Here is a 17,359-nt window from a genome sequence, read left to right as displayed (position 1 = left end):
CGGCATGGCCACCTACCCGCAGCTCAACAGTCGGTCCGGGGTTGCCCAAACTAATGCCAGCAGATGGATTCTATTTGACGCGTTGAAGCGCCGGAGCGATTGCAACGCTCTGATAGCTTGTGGCGTGGACACTTTCAGTGATGCGTTGCTGTCCTTTGCACGGGGATATCTGGGTGGGGCAATCGATCAATATTCGGTGTTTCAGACGCAGGTACCCAACGGGCCTATGCGTATCGACCATGAGACCGGGACGGCGTGGGTCGGGGATCGTGCGCTCGGTCGGTCCGGGGAGTTGGGGACTTTCGCCGAAGATCTGACCTTTATGTGGGCTTGGGCCAAATTTGAGCTCGCCGGGATGCCCGGCGTCGAGCATTCGATACGGCTGCGGGATATCGGTGTGCTGCAGGGAATTCCGGAATTCACCGAGGGCCTGCTCGATCTGAAGGGATTTCCGGATCCGAAACTCGCCGCCGATCATCTGTCGCTCATCGCGCTCGGAGTGTTGAGGGCGCGCGGGTCGCTGAAGTTCAATCACGGTGGACGTGCGTACACCTACCTGGTCACCGATGACGAGGACTTGGCATACGCCGAACCCATTCCGGAGCGAGTGGCCGAGTCGCTGCGGATCGCTGCCCTACTACTGCCCGGCGACGGCACCCGGGATGTGATCACGGGATACGCGCAGTTGCATGGGTTGTCGACTCAGTCGATACCGGATGGGATCGAGCTGATTCTGCCGGGCGGCTACCAACTGATCGCGCGAATCACTGCGCGCGACAACATCCTCGACATGAGGATGGTCGGCCCGGACGGGGCTCCGTACGAACCGGCCGGGTCTGCGCCACACCAGTCCGCTCGACGTCTGCCTCCATTCATCCCCGACGCCCTACTCGCCGAACTCGGCCCTGCCACGGCTGTCGCCATGGGGCTCAAAGGCGGACTGCTCGACTTCGCAGAGGGACTACGTGATGTGGAGCGACCGCATTCGACCTGGGACCCGATGCACGGTCGGTTCGGCTTCGTAGAATTGCCCGAACTCTCGATTGCCGCTACGGAGATCGGCCGGTACGACCGCGGCACCCGAGTGTGGACGTGGGCCGACAACAACTGGCGGGGCAGTGCGGAGGTCCGTCGGATGGCACACGAATACGGTGCCGAACATCTCGCCTCGGACCACGTGGACCTCACCCCCGTGGCCTTTGCCCCGGAGAATATCGCTGACCTCCTATCGTCCGCGGCGGTACAGCTGGGCGGCGGGGTCGGTTGGGCATTCGCTCCCGACAACGATGGTTACCGCGCCTTGGCCCTGACCGACGAACGCATCACCGTGCCCCGACCGGACCCGGACAAAGCCTGCGCAGTATTCGACGCAACAGCGAATCTATTGCATCCGCTGACCGATCCCGAGAACCGATATCGCACAATGCGCGAGATGGTGGTCGGCTATTTCCGACACTATGGCATCCCAACGCTTTTCATGGGTGAACCGCAGCTATTGATGGGTCACTTCGGCCTCTACGAAGTACGTGTTGAATTCGATGTCGATGGCGCGGTAAGCCGTACCGGATATGGTCTGATCGGGCAGGCATTCGCCGGGCAGCGGTAGCCCAGCGGACGTGAGCGAGTCCGGTGGACCGAGATGCCGCCGATCTCACCCCGAGACAGGCGTGGTCGCCTGCGCTTTCGGTTGCGCAGGTGAAATCAGTTGGCGGGCTTGCCGAACCAGCGGGATAGGTGGTCGTTGAGGTCCTGCTGGTGCTCGCCGATCCAGCCGACGTGGCCGTCGGGGCGTAGCAAGATCGCCGGAAAATCCAGTGCCGCAGTGGGATCGGTGATACATCCATTCTCTGCCGCCCAGTCGCCGTGCGTCCCCGTCGTCAGCGCGCGGCCGCGTGTGTACGCGGTCTCGGTGATTCCGGATTTCCGCAGGTCCTGGCATCGGCTGCCCATTGTGCGGCACCACCGGCTCTTGCCACAAGCGATATATGTTGAAAGGGAGGGGAGTTCGCTCGATTGATTGCCAGGGCGTCCAGCGACGTGGACGGCAGTGATGAGGTCCACGGGCGCCTGCGGCTGCCATGTCAGCACCGGCCGGTCATCAGCTCGACTTTTGGGTGGGCGGGTCCGGCGAAGTAGTCGACGAGGTCCAAGCCGATGATCTCGATGTGCTCAGGCAATGACGCTGCGGCGTCGAAGAGTGCGCGACCGCTACCACATCCCACATGTGGTGCTGGCCGTGCTGTCAGCCATGCGGTTGGGTCGAGGCCGAGTTCTCGGTGATATGCGGTGATACGGCGCGCGAGAACACCGCCACCAGAAAGTCGGACTCGTCGGTAAATGGACGTAGATCCCACGTCGACAGCCGCAAATCCACCGTGAGCCCGGCATCCTCGGCGTCTGCGAGGAACTGCGGGAACTCGTAACCACGATCGGCGCCGAACCCCACAACCACCCGACCGGCTGGGGCGAGATGGCGGGCGAACCCGGCCAGCACCGACTCCCGGGTGGACGGCGCGAGAAACGTCATCACGTTCCCCGCGCACACGATGACATCGAAGTCGCCAGCGATCCCACTGCCCGGCAAGTCCAGTTCGGCGAGATCGCCGACTATCCAGGTCGGACCCGGATAGTCCTGCTCCGCCGCAGCGATCAACACCGGGTCGACGTCGACACCGACCACGACGTGGCCAGCTCGGTGCAGGTAGGCACCCACACGCCCCGGACCGCACCCCGCATCCAGAACTCGGCTACCGCGGTCGAGCATCGCGTCGACCAGCCGCGCCTCCCCGACAATATCCGTGCCCTCGGCCGCCAATGCTCGGAACCGCTCCACGTACCACGTCGAATGCGCGGGGTCGGCGGCGGTGAGCTCTTCCCACTGGCTGGGGGTACGTCCGCTCATGCTCTGTCCTCTTCGCTCAGGCCCGCCCCCTGGTTCACTGTGCCCCCGCCGTGCCGATGGTAAGCGCGCGGCCTGGTGATGCCCGCCGCCGATGCCACCCGCTCTGCCTGCTGATTGCCAACGGCATTGGCGACCAGCACACCCGCACCTGGTTCGCCCAATTGCCGGGCGTTGTCGCCAGTTTGGAGCGTGCCGACCTGTCGCCACTGGCGGATGCGGCATTCATTTACCTGGATGGCTACGAGCCTTGGCTGCCATCGCGAGCGCAGCCCGGAGCCGACAGCTCGATCAGCCGATCGGTGGTGCAAGGTATTCCAGCGCATAACCATCGCCGGAGCGGGTTACGCGGGCGATGCCGGGTGAGTCGAGGTGGGCGCCGGCTACGAAGTGGTGTGGTCGGGTCAGTTGTTCGAGGAGGGCGGCTCGCGCGGTGCGGGCCTGGGACTGGTCGCCGTCGAGCTCCCAGGACACCTTCGGCTGATCGAATTGGAGCGTGGGAACGTGAACGGTGTCGCCCCAGACCAGAAGGTGGCCGGTGCCGCTCCTGACGTCGTAGACGGTGTGACCGGGTGTGTGGCCCGGTGTCGGGATCGCGGTGGTCCAGTCGTTGATCGCGATCTGCTCCGACACAGGTACGACCCGGTCGCGGATCGGCTCGAGCCGTCCGGTGAATACCGAGGTGTCGCCCGCGCCGATCCACACGCGCTCGAGTTTGGTGAACGCCTCTGAACCGTCCGGCGCGATCAGGCCGCTCACGTGGTCTTCGTGCTTGTGGGTGATGGCCACATCGGTGACATGCGCGCGGTCGATTCCCGCTTCGTCGAGCGCGTCGTAGATCAATCCCATGGTGGGGTCGTGCCAGGCGTTTGACGCGCCGGTGTCGATGAGAACCGACCGCGTGCCGTCGGTGACGAAGAAGGCGTTGACCGACAGCCGCAAGTTGTCACCGGCCAGCGGCACGGCGGCTGGCAGCTCATCGAGCGCGCGCCCATCCTCGTCGCGGAGCCGGGTCGGCGGCATGTCGATGTACCCGTCTCGCAACGAGATCACCTGCAGATCGCCGAATTCGAACGTGGCATGGTGCTGGCCACTCGAGATCAAACGCATGGAACCTCCGTCGTGTTGGCGCCTACGGCTCGTCTCCGATGGAAGACGTTTTCTTCTTTAGGAGAAACATACACTGTGGGCAGCGAAATACCAATCGATCGAGGAGCACGGTGGTCGAGCAAAACCGAAACGCGACCGAACCACAGCACGGTGACGACCTGGCCGGCGCGTTCGGCGGTAACGTGCGGCGACGCCGCGAGGAGGCGGGCCTGACGCTGGAGCAGCTGTCCACACAGTCGTCGGTCAGCCGGGCGATGCTGTCCAAGGTCGAACGCGGTGAGAAGAGCCCGACGATCGGCGTCGCGTCCAGGATCGCCCACGCGCTCGACGCGTCGCTCTCGGACCTGATCGGTGGGGCGGCTGCTGCCGCGTCTGGTGTGGCCGTTGTCATGCGCAAGAACGATCGCCCCGTTTTCCGTGACCCGGAAACGGGCTTCGAACGGCACATGGTGTCAGCGGCCCCGGGCGCGGGGGGAGCCGAGATGGTCGTCCACTACCTCCCCGCGCAGGTCTCTACCGGGCTGCTGCCCGCGTATCCGCCGGGCACGGAGAAACAACTCGTGGTGCTCGAAGGCACCCTCACCGTCGCGATCGGCGGGATCAGCGAGACCCTGAACACAGGCGACTCCCTGTTCTTCCAGGCCGACGCGGACCACGGCTTCGCCAACCGAACGAACGCTCCCTGTGAATACATCATGGTCATCTCGCGCCGAACCTGATCGGCTGCAGCCATCGCTGCGCAGCCAGCGCGGCGGCGGTCGCGGGGAATCGGTCGAGCAAACCGGCTACCTCGCGGTTTCCGGTCTCCTGCCAGCCGCCCTCGACGCCGAGCAGTCCGGCGAGCGCGCCGCAGGCGGTGGGGTGGGCGGCCAGTAGTTCGGTGACCGGTCCGCGCGGTGCCGCCGCCACGGGCGTTGCGGCCGTGGCGGATTCGACTGACCAGGGCGGCACGAAGGTGTCCACGGCGGGCAGTGCGCCGGGGAAGGTGCGGCCCGCTTCCCGGATCAGGCCCGGGATCAGGTCGCCCGCCTGGTCCTTCAGTGTGGTGATGAGCTTCGGTAGCCACGGCAGCAGCACCGTGTCCGGCAGCGTGCCGAAGGCCTTCGACAACAGCTCCACCACAAAGGGTTTCAGGGCGGGAGCGGGGTCGATGGCCTGCACGAAACCGCTTACGTACTGCGGAACCGTCGGCAGCACAAGCGGATTGGTCAGCATCCCGTCGCACCGCTCGCGCAGTTCGGCCATGGTCAGCATGCCGAGCTGGAACCGGGCCGCCCACAGCAGGGCCACCTTGGCAGGCACCTCCGGATGCGATTGCAGCACTGCCAGTTCCAACTGGGTGTGATCGCAGCCCAGCGACAGCGCCAGGTTCTCCATCCCGAACAGGAAGCCCAGCATGGCCGCCACCTGCGTCGGTCCGGTCTCCTCGGCGGCGAAGGCGGTGGGCAGCAGTGTGCAGTAGTGCGCATACCCGGCGGTCACGAAACGTTCACACCAGGAGGGCAAGCCGTCTTCGGTGGAGCGGAAGTAGTTGAGCAGTAACCGGATACGTCGTAGCACCACGGGCGCGTCGTCTACTGTTCGTTCGGCGGCGAGAAGTTCGACCGCGCGATTGCCCAGCTCGTCGGCGAGCCGGACCGATCTCAGATAAACGAGCGCATCCTCGACCGCGCCGAGCGCCACGGCCGCTGTCGCGTCCGGCGCGGCGACCGCACGCCGCAGGCGCTGCTCGAGCACCTGCTCCACCGACACACCCTCGTAGCCGAGCTCCACCAGCGAGCGCTGATATTTGCCTAGCCCGATATCCCAGCTCTCCTGGATCGAGGTCTCACCCAGTCCGCGCGAGCCCATAATGGGCCGCAGCGCGTCCTGCGGCAGCAACCTGCGCAGCAGCCACAGCAGATCCGAGCACGGCCGCAGGTCCGGATTCGCCTTCAGGTCCAGCAGAGCGCGCTGTAGGGTCCGCTTGGACAGGTCTAATCCCAGCGGTTGCAGCCGGTCGAGTGCGTCGCGGGCCAGCGGCGGCAGCGCCGCGTAGCCGACTTGGCCGATGCGGTCGCCGCCGAGCAGGATTTCGCACAGCCGCCGCACATCGCGCCGCCCCGGCACCCGGTCCTTCTCGAGGCAGGTGACGGCCGCGTCCTGGAAGTCGTACGGCGTCGGACGAGCACGATTGCGCAAGCCCGCCAACAGGATCGAGGTCTCGAAGATGGCGATGGCGTCGGCGGTGCTGGCCAGGTAGCCGTTGCGCCGGGCCAGTCGGACGATATCCACCGACCATTCCAGGAGTTCAGCCTCATCGAGTGGGTCGAGTACCGGCGGCCGGGACAGGAAGATCGAAAGCCGGTCTGCCACTTCGACTTCGGGTTCTCCCGAGGGCAGTGCCAGTTTCTTGGCGCGCTTCTTCGTCCCTTGCTGGCCTTCCAGCCGGAACGACTGCAGTTTGCCGCGTCGCAATCCCTTCGCCCAGGTGGCCGCCGCGATCGACACCGCGCCGCCCGCCAGCCCGAACTGCGCCTCGATGGCGGAGTGGCTGGATGGGATCAACCCGTAGTGCCACTTGGTGGCCGAACGTGGCGAGATCTCGAACGGAGCGTCCGATCCGAGCCCGAACTGGTCGACCGGGCTGGCCGCATGGGCCGCGCCGCATACGTACAACGCCTGTGCGGGATCGATGCCGTTGGCGGCCAGGTGTTCTCGCATGCGGGTCCACATGTACCGCTCGCGATCCTCGTCCTCGACGGTGCTGCCGCGCCGCAGCCGCCGGAACAGGCTGCCGATCATCACCATGACCTGGCGGTAGGTGTCGTAGTCGGCGTCCACAAGGGGCTGCTCGACGTACTGGTCCCACCATTCCGACCAGTGCCGGACCTTGCCGTGGTGGAGCAGATGTTCTTCCAGCTCGGCGAAACGCGGTCGCAGATCACCGATTTCGATGCCGACCGCTTCGCCGTGCAGGCCGTCGTCCTCGGGCTGCTCGCCGTCAGGGGATGTTTCCGACTTCGCCGCTTTGGGAGCCCACTGGAAGACGTGATCGGTGGACCGATCCACCAGCACCAGTTCGACGCCCGGTGTATCGAGCGCGTAGGCGATGGCCTGGTATTCGGCCGATGATTCGGTGATCGGCGCGACCACCGACAGCGGCGCCCATTCCGCTGGGAAGCCATCGATATCGGTGGCGAAGGCCTGCAAGGCAACCGGCAACCGGCAGTTGCGCACTTCCTCCAGCAGTGGCCGCATGTCTTCGCACAGTTCCAGGTAGATGACGCTCGGCTGCTTCTCGCGCAGCCGCCGCACCATGGCCAGACCGGAGGCGGGCGAGTGGTGACACACCGGGAAGATCTCCAGTCGCTCCGACAGCGCCCGGTCGACATCGTCGACCATGCCCGCCAGGATGTCGCCCGCCGCCCCGGCGAACGCCACGGCCGCGTCCGTCAGCTGATCCCGCAGCGCGGCAAAGGTATTCGGCGCGGGCCGGGCATCGGAGACGATCACGACAGCCTCGCGATCGCCGCCTGGCCGCCCGCCAGGAATTCGCCCCAGGCGGCATTGCCCTTCTTGTCCTTGGTGCGCGGCTCGACGACTCCGTGCAGGTACTTGTTGAGAATGGCCAGGTCCTCGGGCGTGCGCCGGGCCAGGGAGCCGACCAGCGAACCGGCGAGGGTCTCGGCGCGCAATTCCTTCGCACCGAAGAACTGGCTGTGCAGGATGGCGTCCTCGAGCACGCCGATCTGTTCGGCGGTGGACAGCGCCGATTCCAGTTTGTCCTCGTCGCTGGTGGCGGCGGCCGCGGCGGCGCGCAGATCGGCGAAGCTCTCCAGCAGGATGTCCAGCAGCGTGGGCGGCAGTTCCAGTTCGATGGAATGGCGGCCCAGTAGTTCCGCGGTGCGGAAGCGCACGATCTCCGCCTCGCTTTTCTTGTTGGACACCACCGGAATGCGCACGAAATTGAAGCGTCGCTTGAGCGCCGAGGACAGGTCGTTCACACCGCGGTCGCGGCTGTTGGCGGTGGCGATGATGGAGAAGCCCGGCTGCGCGAACACCACATTGTCGTCGTCGAGTTCGGGGATGGAGACGTATTTCTCCGACAGGATGGATATCAGCGCATCCTGCACGTCGCTGGTGGAGCGGGTGAGCTCCTCGAAGCGGCCGATCACGCCCTGCTCCATCGCGGTCATGATCGGGGACGGGATCATCGACTCCCGGGACTGGCCCTTGGCGATGACCATGGAGATGTTCCACGAGTACTTGATGTGGTCCTCGGTGGTGCCTGCGGTGCCCTGCACCACCAGCGTGGAGTTGCGGCTGATAGCCGCGGACAGCAGCTCGGCCAGCCAGCTCTTGCCGGTACCCGGATCACCGATGAGCAGCAGGCCCCGGTCCGAGGCCAGGGTGACGATGCTGCGCTCGACGAAGCTGCGGTCGCCGAACCACTTCTGCTCCACCTGGCGGTCCAGTCCGTCGGCGCGTTCGGAGCCGAGAATGAACAGCCGCACCATCTTCGGGCTCAGCCGCCACGCGAACGGCTTGGGGCCGTCGTCGATGGACTCCAGCCAATCCAGTTCCTCGGCGTACTTGACCTCGGCGGGCGCGCGCAAAACGTCGTTCATGATGGCTGGTCTCCTAGTCGAGAAAGTTCTTGAGTTCGTGCACGAGCTTCTGGATGCGTCCGGAAATCACCGGGGTGCCAAGGTTTTTGAACCGTTCACGGAACCACGGGTTGACGCTCTGGTGGCCGGAGCTGTTCACCGAGCCAACCGGGATGAGCTTCACCCCGGAGCGGTGCACCGCCTCCATGGCCTCGAACAACGGCTGGGAGCGGTCGAACTCGTAGAAGTCCGAAATCCACACCAGCACAGTGTTCTTCGGGTCGATGATCTTGGGCTGAGCCATGGCCATGGCGACCGGGCCGTCGTTGCCGCCGCCGAGATTGGTCCGCAACAGCACCTCGAACGGGTCGTGCACCCACGGGGTCAGATCCAGGGCGCGGGTGTCGTAGGCGATGAGATGCACGTCCACCTTGGGCAGGCCTGCGAATATCGACGCCAGAATGGTGCAGTTCACCATGGAGTCGACCATGGAACCGGACTGGTCCACCACCACGACCATCCTGGCGGGGACGGTGCGCTTGGCGGTCTGGCGGTAGTAGAGCCGGTCGACGTAGAGACGCTCGTCCTGGGGATTCCAGTTGGGCAGGTTCTTCCAGATGGTCCGGTCCACGTCCAGGTTGGACAGGATCCGCTTGGGCGCGACCGTGCGGTCGACGGAACCGACGCTGGTCTGCTGCACCTGGGTGCGCAGGACTTCGGCGATCTCGTCGATGTAGCGGCGGATGAGGCGCTTGGCATTGGCCAGGGCCACGCCGGACAGATTATGCTTGTCGCGCAACAGTTGCTCGATGAGCGACATGCTCGGAGTGAGCTGGGCGGCCAGGTGCGGATCGGCCAGCACTTCGCGCAGCCGCATGCGGGACACCAGTTCGCCTTCCAGACCGGTGAGCACGCCCTGCACGGCGCAGGCCTGCTCCTCGCCCAGACTGCGGCGCAGCCAGTTGGCGTCGGACTGCCAGCCCGCCAGTTGGGTGGCGCTGACTTGGCCGGAGCCGGTGGCGAAGACGTTCAGCAGCAGCTTGGAAACCAGTGCGGCGGTACGGACATCGGCCACGCCAACGCGCCGGGGCGAATCGGCCACGGCATCGGTCCTGGCTGCGGAATCTACGGTCTCGGTTGCGGAGTCGACGGCCTCGGAGAAGTCGAGGCTTTCGAACTCCGCCTTCATCTCCGGATAGCGTTGCACCACATTGTCGATGGAAATGCCCGGATCGAGCACGGCCAGCGGTAGCCCCAGATCGTCGACGATGCCCGCGCTCGCCTGTTCGAGCGTCGGTTGCTGATCCCCGGTGAACACACCGGCCAGGAGACGCCAGTACAGGATCTGTCGGCGCGTCTCGTGATTCGGCCCAGCCGTCATCCCGATGGAATCGCTTCGCGATGTAGTAGTCAATTGCGCAGCAACCGTCCCGCGCGTTCGCGCAACACCGCCACGGCATCGCCCGACTTGGCCTGTGCCTTGGCGACTTTCGGATCGGTCGGTCCTAGCGCCCAGTCACCGTTGTGGAAGGCGGTGAGTGCGCTCTTGACCTTGCGCCGCATGGCCAGCGGTCGCACCGACCAGCCGCCGGTATCCCAGCGCAGCAATCCGATCAGAGTGCTGGAGGCGGTCACCGCGGCTGGTGTGAGCGGACCGGCGGATGGCAGCGCGTCCAGTTCCACTCGAATCCGCTGCTCGCCCAATTCCATTGTGCCATCGCGGAATCGGTACCCCTCGAGCAGAACCGGTTCGGCGATGTGCACCGGATCGCGATCCAGCGGCGCGACGGCCGGGGCCTGCGCCTGCGGCAGCTGCACGGTGGCGGTGACGAACGGATCGGCGGCCTCCCCGGCCTTTGCCCGATCGTCATCCCACAGCAGGTCACCGGTCGCCGTCAGCGGCATGTCGGTGAGTTCCAGTGCCCGCTGCTCGGCCAGCGCGGTGAGCAACTGCCGGTGCGCACCCAGCAATTGCCAAACCGCCGGTCCCACAATGGTGTCCACTTTGGCTGCGGCCACCGATACCCGCACCCGACGGGCCGGTGCGCCCGCGATCTCCAGCACGCCGTGCACCTGGGCCTGGATGGCGGTCCCGTGCTCGTGTAGGTCCACGCCCAGCGGCAGCAGCCGACCTGAAACCGACTCGGTCACAGCGGATTCCGCGCCGCGCCAGGACAGCAGCAGTGCACGCGTCCACAGATCGGCCCAGCGTCGCGCGGGCACTCGGTCCATGGTGGCGATCGGTGTGCAGGCGCCCAGTTCGGCGGTGAAGCCGTCCAGCAGCGTCGCCAGCCGTCGCAGCTCGGGGTCTGCCAGCAGCGACTCCACGGTTTGGTCGGCGGCCGCCACCAGGTCCTGGTCCACGCCGCGCCATCCGGCGATGGCCAGTTCGCCCAGCCAGGCGCGGGAACCCGCCGCGAGCGGGCTCGGGGTGGCGACCTCCGGCGCGGATGTCCACTCGGATCGATTGCGGCCCAGTGCTTTATCGGCCTGGTCGACCAATGCGTCGTGCACCGCGCCCAGCAGGGCGGCACGGGCGGCAGCCAGCCCCGACAGCTCATCCGTGCCGATCGCCCCTGTGTTCACCTTCGACACCGCCGCCGCCACCGCCTCGGCCAGTGGCGAACCCGCCACGGCTGCGGCCAGCGCCGCCAGTGCCGCGCGCTGCGGTTCGGAAACCCGGGCGAAGCCGTTGACCAGCGCGGTATCGAAGCCGCTCACCGCGTCAAGGGCCGCCGCGACGCCAGCGGGCGCATCCGCCAGTGCGGCTAGCTGTACAGCCTGCATCAGCGACCCACCCCCGCCGGGAACCAGTGCAGTTCCGGGATCGGCGTCGCGCTACCCGGCAGTTCCAGGTAGGTCAGATGCCGCAGGAACCGGCTGAACACCGCGGCGGCCGGAGCCGGGTCCCGAGTTCCATTGAGGCAGTGCGCGACTCGGACGCCCTCAGGGACCTCGACACGCAGGAAGCGCGCCACCCGGTCCTGCCCGTACTGGAGCACCGCTTCGTCGATGAGTGCGTCCAGATGCTTGCAGACCCACCCTTGGTTCAACCCACCGCACGGCCGGTTGTTATTGGTGCTACAGCTCAGCCCATGCGTCGCAGCCGTCACCGACGCCACGTACACGCGTGAAATATCGGAGCCACTCGACACCACACCCTGGAGGCGTCCGTCGGCCAGCTCCACGAACGGCACCTTGTTCAGTTTGCGCGGTGCGACGGCGGGCAGAACCCGCACGACAGAAACGCTTTCCCATGCCGAATCATCCGGCGTGGCACTCGGATTCGAGGCCATCGTTCTCCCTCCCGATCGATCACGATGCGCCCAAGATAGGTGAGGGCACCGACAAGTGCGGTCCCAAGCCCGAATCGGCTGGTGAGCAACACTTCGCGCCCTCCAGGCCTACTTGCCGGATCACGATGAACTGCGAGCGTCGCGCACGAAAATGCCCTATTCCCGTTCCCCGCAATGCATTTGCGATGCAAGTGGCGTCAGCGACCGCGCCGCCCGACCAGCACACCCGTGGGACGACCCCGCAAATCCGGTGCGTCCGCCGGGGTACGGGGATCACTCGCACGCACCACAGCTGTTCCCGTCGGCGGGCTGGTCCAGCACTGAGTTGGGTAAGGGCGCAGCCTTGGGCTACCCGGTCCACGCACCGTGAAGAAGGTGGAAAGGCATTGACGGGCAGAAATGAGAGCGGGTTGGCTGAGCGCGTGCGCATCGTCCAGATGACCTCCGAGTTCGCGGCCGAGATGACCACGTGGCGCTATCCACCGCCGTATCGTTCCTATGACCTCATCGGTGCCGATCCGGCCTACTTCACCGATCCCGCGAATGGCTTCCGCGCGCTCGTGAACGACGAGGGCGCGCTGCTCGGCTTCCGCTCCTTCGGCCTCGACGGCCGCGTCCCTGGCGGCGCGTACGACGACTCGGCCCTCGATACCGGCGGCGGCCTGCGGCCCGACCTCACCGGCCTCGGCAGGGGCTTGGGCAGGCAGGCGATCGCGACAGGGCTGGCCTATGGTCGCGAGCATTTCTGCCCCGCGGCCTTTCGCGTGACAGTGGCGGCCTTCAACACCCGCGCCCGCCGCGTCGTGGAATCCCTTGGCTTCGAGTACGTTTCCACGTTCAACGCCACCACCGACGGCGCCGAGTACAACATATTCGTCCTGCGCTGACTGGCAATCTACTTCAGTTGAGCTCCTCGACCAGCCCGATGATGATGCCCTCGGGGCCGCGGATGTAGCAGTACCGGGCTAGCCGATTTCGACGACTCGCGCCCACGCTGGTGGTCTGTCCGGAACGTAGTCGGGATCGCGTTCGCTCCACGACACGGCCCGGCGGAACAGGCCCACGACGGTGCGGCAACTCGGCTTGGTCTCGGGCCAGGGCGTTTGACCGTCGGTGAGGACCACGACGACATCCGGACGAGGTTGGGCGCGAAGGGCTTTGGCGAAGCCGGTGCGTAGGTCGGTTCCGCCGCCGCCCACCAGCGGTATGCCCTCGGCCGCGCAGAGCGGGTGTGCGATCCGGGCGGCCGCGTCGCAGGAGAAGACGGTGACCAGGTCGCGGCGGCCGCCCGCGGCGCGGCAGATGGCGGTCACTTCGAGGAGGGCGCTGCCGAGTTCGGCGTCGCTGACCGAACCGGAGGTATCGATGATCACGCTTACGCGAGGTGGCGTGCGCCGCAGGCTCGGCAAGATGACACCTGGAACACCGGCCGAGCGTCGCGCGGGTCGGCCGTAGGTGTAGTCCTCGCCGACCCCGGGCGCGGAGACGGCAGACCGAAGTGCCGCGCCGAGTAGGTCGCGCCACGGCTGCGGTGGATGAAATGCTTCCTGCGCCCAGCGCCGCCACCCTTCGGGCACGTTGCCCGGGCGGCCGATGATGCCCTGCGCGACCCGGAAGCGCACGCCATCGCGTTCTTGTTCGCTGAGGCCATCCGCGGCGAGTGGGCCCAGCTCCCATTCGCGTTCCAGGCCGTCGGCACCGCTGCCGCAATCGAGCCACGCCATGCCCGGCGTGTATGACCCGAACCGGAACTCCCGCAGATACTCCTCCATGAGTTTGCCTGCGGGCAAGTCGATGTCGGCGGGCAGGATCGCGCCCTCCGGGCGGACCAGTCCGTCGCCGAAGATGTCGTCGTTGATCTCGAAATCCGCGGCGATATTCATACGCAGCCGTTCCCCAGGGCCGCTGAGCTCGTGCTCGCGGGCGAAGCGCTCACCGCGGCCGTGATGGTCACGCAGCAGGTGCGAGACTTCGTGCACCAAGACCCCGGCCAATTCCTCGACGGGCATGCTGTTCACGAACGCGGGCGAAACGTAGCAGCGCCAGTACCGGTCCACACTCATGGTCGGGACGCGGTGCGATTCGACGATGTGCAGAGCGAACAGGGCGGTCGCCAAGTAAGGCCGGACGCGGACGGCGTACAGCCGGGCGGCGAAGAGCTTCTCCAGATCCAATTTCTGAACCGTCATCGGGCCGCCCGCACGAGATCGGCGGCGCGATCCGCGCGCTGCGACACCGACACCACGCCCGCCAGCTTCTCGATCGCCGCGGGGACTTCCCAATTTCCTTGGCGCAGTGTGGCGAGCGTGGTCGCGGGGATGACCACCAGATCCGGCGCGCCGGTTTCGACCGCCCTGACCAGCAGCACCCACGCCGCATCCCAGCGGGATCGCTCCGGGCGCTTACGCACCGCCGCGACCACAGCGTCGAGCACGGCCTGGCGCAGATCCCCGCGCTCGGGTAGCTCAGCGCCCGCCGGATCGGCCAGCAGCGTCTCCGGGTCCGGGAGGTCCATCCGGTCCATGCTGGTCAGCAATTCGAAACCCGGTCCATCCCCGACCGCGCCCCGGACCAACAGCGACAGCACATCCCTGGAAGACCCCGCGGCGGTGGCGAATGCGATCAGCCGCAGGGTCATCTCCCAACTGCGCGGCGAAGCCCAGGCGCCACCCCGGCGCGCTTCACTGCTCGGCATCTGATGCACGAGCTTCGGGCGCGCCGCGAGCAGCACGCACACCGCGCGACGCGCGAATGCCACTGCCTCCGTGAGCTTTTCCGGGTCGAGCTGCGGCAGTGTCGCACGCGGCCAGGTGCCGCCGAGACCCCGCACGACCACATCGTGATCGTGCACCCATTGCAGGTGCACGAACCGATTGGCCAGCGGCGGGCTCAGCTCCCAGCCGTCGGCCGCCGAGGTGCGCGGATTGGCTGCGGCCACGATCCGTACGCCGGGCGGCAGCTTCAGTGCACCGATCCGCCGCTCCAGCACGAGCCGCAGCAGGGCAGCCTGCACGGCGGGCGGCGCGGTGGACAGCTCGTCGAGGAACAGCAGGCCCCGGCCCGCCCGGACCAATCGCACCGCCCAGTCCGGTGGCGCCATCGGAACACCGTGCTCCGACGGGTTGTCGCCGATGATCGGCAGGCCCGAAAAGTCCGACGGCTCATGGACGCTCGCGATCACCGTGGTCAGCGGAAGATCCAAGGTTTCGGCGAGCTGCGTGAGGGCCGCGGTCTTACCGATTCCCGGCTCACCCCACAGCAGCACCGGCAGGTCAGCGGCCACCGCCAGGGTTAGGGCCTCCAGTTGGATGTTGAGGCGCGGTTCGGTGGTGGCCTCGCCGAGCAGTGTCAGCAGATCGGCGGCGATATCGAGTTGGGAGGCGTGAGCCGCGCAGTTGGTGGCGGGCGTGACAGCAGCAGACATATGAATCACCTTGTGTTGGAGGAGGATTAACGGATACGGCTGTGAGAAGTAGGCGGTCGTGCCGCGCGGCGGTGCGCAGTAGTCGCAAAGATCGGGAAGCAGTCCGGAGCGCTTTGCTCTGGCGGTTAGTAGGTCGTCGCGTTGCGCGGGTGCGCGCGGCGATCCCGTGGACGGCGAGCGCCGGGGTAGTCCGGGGCGAGTTGCGATTCGGACAGCCCGGATCGATAGAGCCCGTGGGTGATTCGCTGTTGCGCGGTGGCTGTCAGTTCATCCCGGAGAGCGCCGTCGCGCAGGATCGCTTGGGGACCGAGCAGGCTTTCGACGACGCAGATCGCGCCTGCGACGTCGCCATGTGCGAGACGTTCGCGAACGCCTGTGAGGCAGTCCGGTTGGCGGTGTGCCAGATCGATGGCCTGCAGGCAGGGCAGCGGGGTGCCGGTCAAGGCGGCCAGGAGTTCCTCGCGCCGGATCTCGCCTGGGTCGTGGTCCAGCGCGGTCAGCGCACCGTCGACCAGGCCGATTCGATGTTGCTCGCCGCCGCATTCCACCAGGTGCGTTCGCTCCGCTCGGGTTGGTCCCCGGAGGAATTCGCTCGGCGAATAGTCCGGCGCCAGCGCCGCGGCGACCAGCGGATGCAGCGGATCGAGCGAGATCACGTCGGTGCGAAGCAGTTCCAGGTCGGGTGGTTGCCAGGTCGCGGCGTCGGGCAGCACCGGAAGCGCGGAGACAGCTCCGGCCGGATATGCCGCCGCGATCCGCACGCCAGCAGGCCCCAGTTGGGCGATCACCCGTTGTCGGGCACCCAGCCGCACCAGAAACGTATTCTCCTGCCGCGCTTCGGAATCGAGCAGGATTCGCGCCTCGGCGCCCCAGCGATCAACGGCGTAGCCGCGATCGGGCGGCACAATCTCCAGGAGAGCCGGGTCCAGCGCCGACCGGTCGGCGCCCGGTTCGGCTCCGCACCGTACTCTCAGCTCGTCGGCCCTGCGCGCATCCCAGAGGTGACGGTGCAGATCCATCCGGAAACGCCGGTCCGGCCGGGGATGCGGATGCAAGCCGCTTGCGGTTCCGGGCCCATCCCACAGCGCAAGGCCGACCCGCTGCCCGGCATCCGCCCAAGCTGGCGCGGTTCGGACCACTAGATGCACGAAACCGGCTCTGCCACGGGGGTAACGAGCGAGCGTGATCGTCAATCCCGGCCGGAGCAAACCATCCGGAGCAACCCTCGGCAGGTGCCAGCGCAGTAGATCCGGGGCCAAATGCCGGAGATCGGACCGGACCTCGGCCACCAACTCCCGGCCGTAAGCCCTTGCCATAGAACGTAAATCGAGATCGACATCGAAACCGGCGGCCGCACAGGCCCCGGCCCAATCTCCGGCGCGACGCCGAGCGGTAGCTGTCTCGATCATGGAGGGCGGCACGGCGAACTCGCGCACGCGCGGCCAGAAGGAAAGGCGGGAATCGTCCGCATTCGTCTTCGCAGCGAGCATCAGCACTCACCTTGGACGAACGGGACCCCCAATCTGCGATCGCAAGGAATCATCATCGCGCCGATCATAGAGCGTGTCGCCGAACCTCGCCAAACACGGGCTCGCGACCGGTCACCATCGGACAGACTTCGTATCGTGCGTGGACAAAGGAGTGCAGGCAGGCAGATCGTCGGCGGTTCCTATTGGCCGGTGACCTGGTCCGTGGCGGCGATTTCGACCTCGAGGCGCATTGCCACTACGGCGACTTCATCAGTGCCGCAGCGGCTTTCAGCGCTGTGTATGCATAGTCTTGGGAATATTCGTGCCGCCGTCGCGGCCTGCCAAGGGCACGGCAGTCCGCTAGCTTGGTGGTCGATATCGCTGGAGGCTGTGCGCTGGTCATTTGGTGACTACCGGCGGTCCCTGCACTATGCGAGCTGGCGCGGGACGGGGCCGACGACCTCGCCGGAATCTGCCGTACCCGGCTGTCGGACATGGGTCGCCGACTGGTGAGATCGCCGAAAACCAACGGATATGGCTGAACGCCGGGTATGGTCCGATGAGTTTGGAGG

14 protein-coding genes are annotated in these 17,359 nt (G+C 66.7%); 3 read left to right on the top strand and 11 right to left on the bottom strand.

What is annotated here, in order from left to right; all coding sequences use genetic code 11:
• Window positions 1-4 precede the first annotated feature (4 nt).
• Window positions 5-1,606 (top strand): DUF6882 domain-containing protein, encoded by a 1,602-nt coding sequence (locus NA5_RS11695; RefSeq protein WP_371856400.1) that lies wholly within the window; start codon window positions 5-7, stop codon window positions 1,604-1,606.
• A gap of 95 nt (window positions 1,607-1,701) precedes the next feature.
• On the opposite strand, the gene NA5_RS11690 is transcribed toward NA5_RS11695, so the two are convergent.
• The 3 genes from NA5_RS11690 to NA5_RS11680 all read right to left on the bottom strand — a co-directional run bounded on the left by NA5_RS11690 (window position 1,702) and on the right by NA5_RS11680 (window position 4,009).
• Window positions 1,702-1,950, bottom strand: a complete 249-nt coding sequence (locus NA5_RS11690; RefSeq protein ID WP_062984896.1) for an aromatic-ring hydroxylase C-terminal domain-containing protein — start codon at window positions 1,948-1,950, stop codon at window positions 1,702-1,704.
• Window positions 1,951-2,242: 292 nt separating this feature from the next.
• A complete protein-coding gene (locus tag NA5_RS11685; protein WP_062984894.1) occupies window positions 2,243-2,902 on the bottom strand; it encodes a class I SAM-dependent methyltransferase in 660 nt (219 codons plus the stop codon).
• A gap of 288 nt (window positions 2,903-3,190) precedes the next feature.
• Window positions 3,191-4,009 (bottom strand): MBL fold metallo-hydrolase, encoded by an 819-nt coding sequence (locus NA5_RS11680; protein WP_062984892.1) that lies wholly within the window; start codon window positions 4,007-4,009, stop codon window positions 3,191-3,193.
• 110 nt (window positions 4,010-4,119) lie between these two features.
• Between NA5_RS11680 and NA5_RS11675 the strand changes: the two genes are divergently transcribed.
• Complete coding sequence (locus NA5_RS11675; RefSeq protein ID WP_062984891.1) at window positions 4,120-4,728, top strand: helix-turn-helix domain-containing protein; 609 nt, start codon at window positions 4,120-4,122, stop codon at window positions 4,726-4,728.
• Here the strand turns inward: NA5_RS11675 and NA5_RS11670 are convergent.
• Genes NA5_RS11670 through NA5_RS11650 form a run of 5 tightly spaced genes read right to left on the bottom strand, consistent with a single transcriptional unit; the run spans window position 4,709 to window position 11,894 of the window.
• Window positions 4,709-7,504 (bottom strand): DUF5682 family protein, encoded by a 2,796-nt coding sequence (locus NA5_RS11670; RefSeq protein ID WP_157110345.1) that lies wholly within the window; start codon window positions 7,502-7,504, stop codon window positions 4,709-4,711. The genes NA5_RS11675 and NA5_RS11670 overlap by 20 nt on opposite strands.
• Window positions 7,501-8,619, bottom strand: coding sequence for an ATP-binding protein (locus tag NA5_RS11665; protein WP_062984889.1), 1,119 nt, complete (start codon window positions 8,617-8,619; stop codon window positions 7,501-7,503). The genes NA5_RS11670 and NA5_RS11665 overlap by 4 nt, the downstream gene beginning before the upstream one ends.
• Window positions 8,620-8,632: 13 nt before the next feature.
• The gene (locus NA5_RS11660) at window positions 8,633-9,979 is read right to left on the bottom strand and encodes a vWA domain-containing protein (RefSeq protein WP_062984886.1); all 1,347 of its coding nucleotides are present in this window, start codon (window positions 9,977-9,979) and stop codon (window positions 8,633-8,635) included.
• A 29-nt stretch (window positions 9,980-10,008) separates the two neighbouring features.
• A complete protein-coding gene (locus NA5_RS11655; RefSeq protein WP_062984884.1) occupies window positions 10,009-11,385 on the bottom strand; it encodes a hypothetical protein in 1,377 nt (458 codons plus the stop codon).
• Window positions 11,385-11,894: a hypothetical protein gene (locus NA5_RS11650; RefSeq protein WP_062984882.1), complete on the bottom strand. Its 510-nt coding sequence runs from the start codon at window positions 11,892-11,894 to the stop codon at window positions 11,385-11,387. Before NA5_RS11650 ends, NA5_RS11655 begins: the two co-directional genes overlap by 1 nt.
• Before the next feature lie 410 nt (window positions 11,895-12,304).
• On the opposite strand from NA5_RS11650, the gene NA5_RS11645 reads away from it, so the two are divergent.
• Window positions 12,305-12,781: a GNAT family N-acetyltransferase gene (locus NA5_RS11645; protein ID WP_157110344.1), complete on the top strand. Its 477-nt coding sequence runs from the start codon at window positions 12,305-12,307 to the stop codon at window positions 12,779-12,781.
• A gap of 78 nt (window positions 12,782-12,859) precedes the next feature.
• Here NA5_RS11645 and NA5_RS11640 read toward each other — a convergent pair whose 3' ends face one another.
• The 3 genes from NA5_RS11640 to NA5_RS11630 form a co-directional block, all read right to left on the bottom strand.
• Window positions 12,860-14,083, bottom strand: a complete 1,224-nt coding sequence (locus NA5_RS11640) for a vWA domain-containing protein (protein WP_062984878.1) — start codon at window positions 14,081-14,083, stop codon at window positions 12,860-12,862.
• Window positions 14,080-15,318: an AAA family ATPase gene (locus tag NA5_RS11635; protein ID WP_062984876.1), complete on the bottom strand. Its 1,239-nt coding sequence runs from the start codon at window positions 15,316-15,318 to the stop codon at window positions 14,080-14,082. The genes NA5_RS11640 and NA5_RS11635 overlap by 4 nt, the downstream gene beginning before the upstream one ends.
• 125 nt (window positions 15,319-15,443) lie before the next feature.
• Window positions 15,444-16,808, bottom strand: a complete 1,365-nt coding sequence (locus tag NA5_RS11630) for a hypothetical protein (protein ID WP_062984874.1) — start codon at window positions 16,806-16,808, stop codon at window positions 15,444-15,446.
• Window positions 16,809-17,359: the final 551 nt, after the last annotated feature.

The sequence above is a fragment of the Nocardia anaemiae NBRC 100462 genome, from assembly GCF_001612725.1.
In the GTDB taxonomy this organism is placed as follows: Bacteria; Actinomycetota; Actinomycetes; order Mycobacteriales; family Mycobacteriaceae; genus Nocardia; species Nocardia anaemiae.
This window is presented reverse-complemented; position numbering and strand designations above follow the sequence as displayed.

Bases quoted from the DNA above. Each gene is read 5' to 3' on its own strand.
- NA5_RS11695 (WP_371856400.1), top strand. From the start codon at position 5: ATGGCCACCTACCCGCAGCTCAACAGTCGGTCCGGGGTTGCCCAAACT.
- NA5_RS11690 (WP_062984896.1), bottom strand. From the start codon at position 1,950: ATGGGCAGCCGATGCCAGGACCTGCGGAAATCCGGAATCACCGAGACC.
- NA5_RS11685 (WP_062984894.1), bottom strand. From the start codon at position 2,902: ATGAGCGGACGTACCCCCAGCCAGTGGGAAGAGCTCACCGCCGCCGAC.
- NA5_RS11680 (WP_062984892.1), bottom strand. From the start codon at position 4,009: ATGCGTTTGATCTCGAGTGGCCAGCACCATGCCACGTTCGAATTCGGC.
- NA5_RS11665 (WP_062984889.1), bottom strand. From the start codon at position 8,619: ATGAACGACGTTTTGCGCGCGCCCGCCGAGGTCAAGTACGCCGAGGAA.
- NA5_RS11660 (WP_062984886.1), bottom strand. From the start codon at position 9,979: ATGACGGCTGGGCCGAATCACGAGACGCGCCGACAGATCCTGTACTGG.
- NA5_RS11655 (WP_062984884.1), bottom strand. From the start codon at position 11,385: ATGCAGGCTGTACAGCTAGCCGCACTGGCGGATGCGCCCGCTGGCGTC.
- NA5_RS11650 (WP_062984882.1), bottom strand. From the start codon at position 11,894: ATGGCCTCGAATCCGAGTGCCACGCCGGATGATTCGGCATGGGAAAGC.
- NA5_RS11640 (WP_062984878.1), bottom strand. From the start codon at position 14,083: ATGACGGTTCAGAAATTGGATCTGGAGAAGCTCTTCGCCGCCCGGCTG.
- NA5_RS11635 (WP_062984876.1), bottom strand. From the start codon at position 15,318: ATGTCTGCTGCTGTCACGCCCGCCACCAACTGCGCGGCTCACGCCTCC.
- NA5_RS11630 (WP_062984874.1), bottom strand. From the start codon at position 16,808: ATGCTCGCTGCGAAGACGAATGCGGACGATTCCCGCCTTTCCTTCTGG.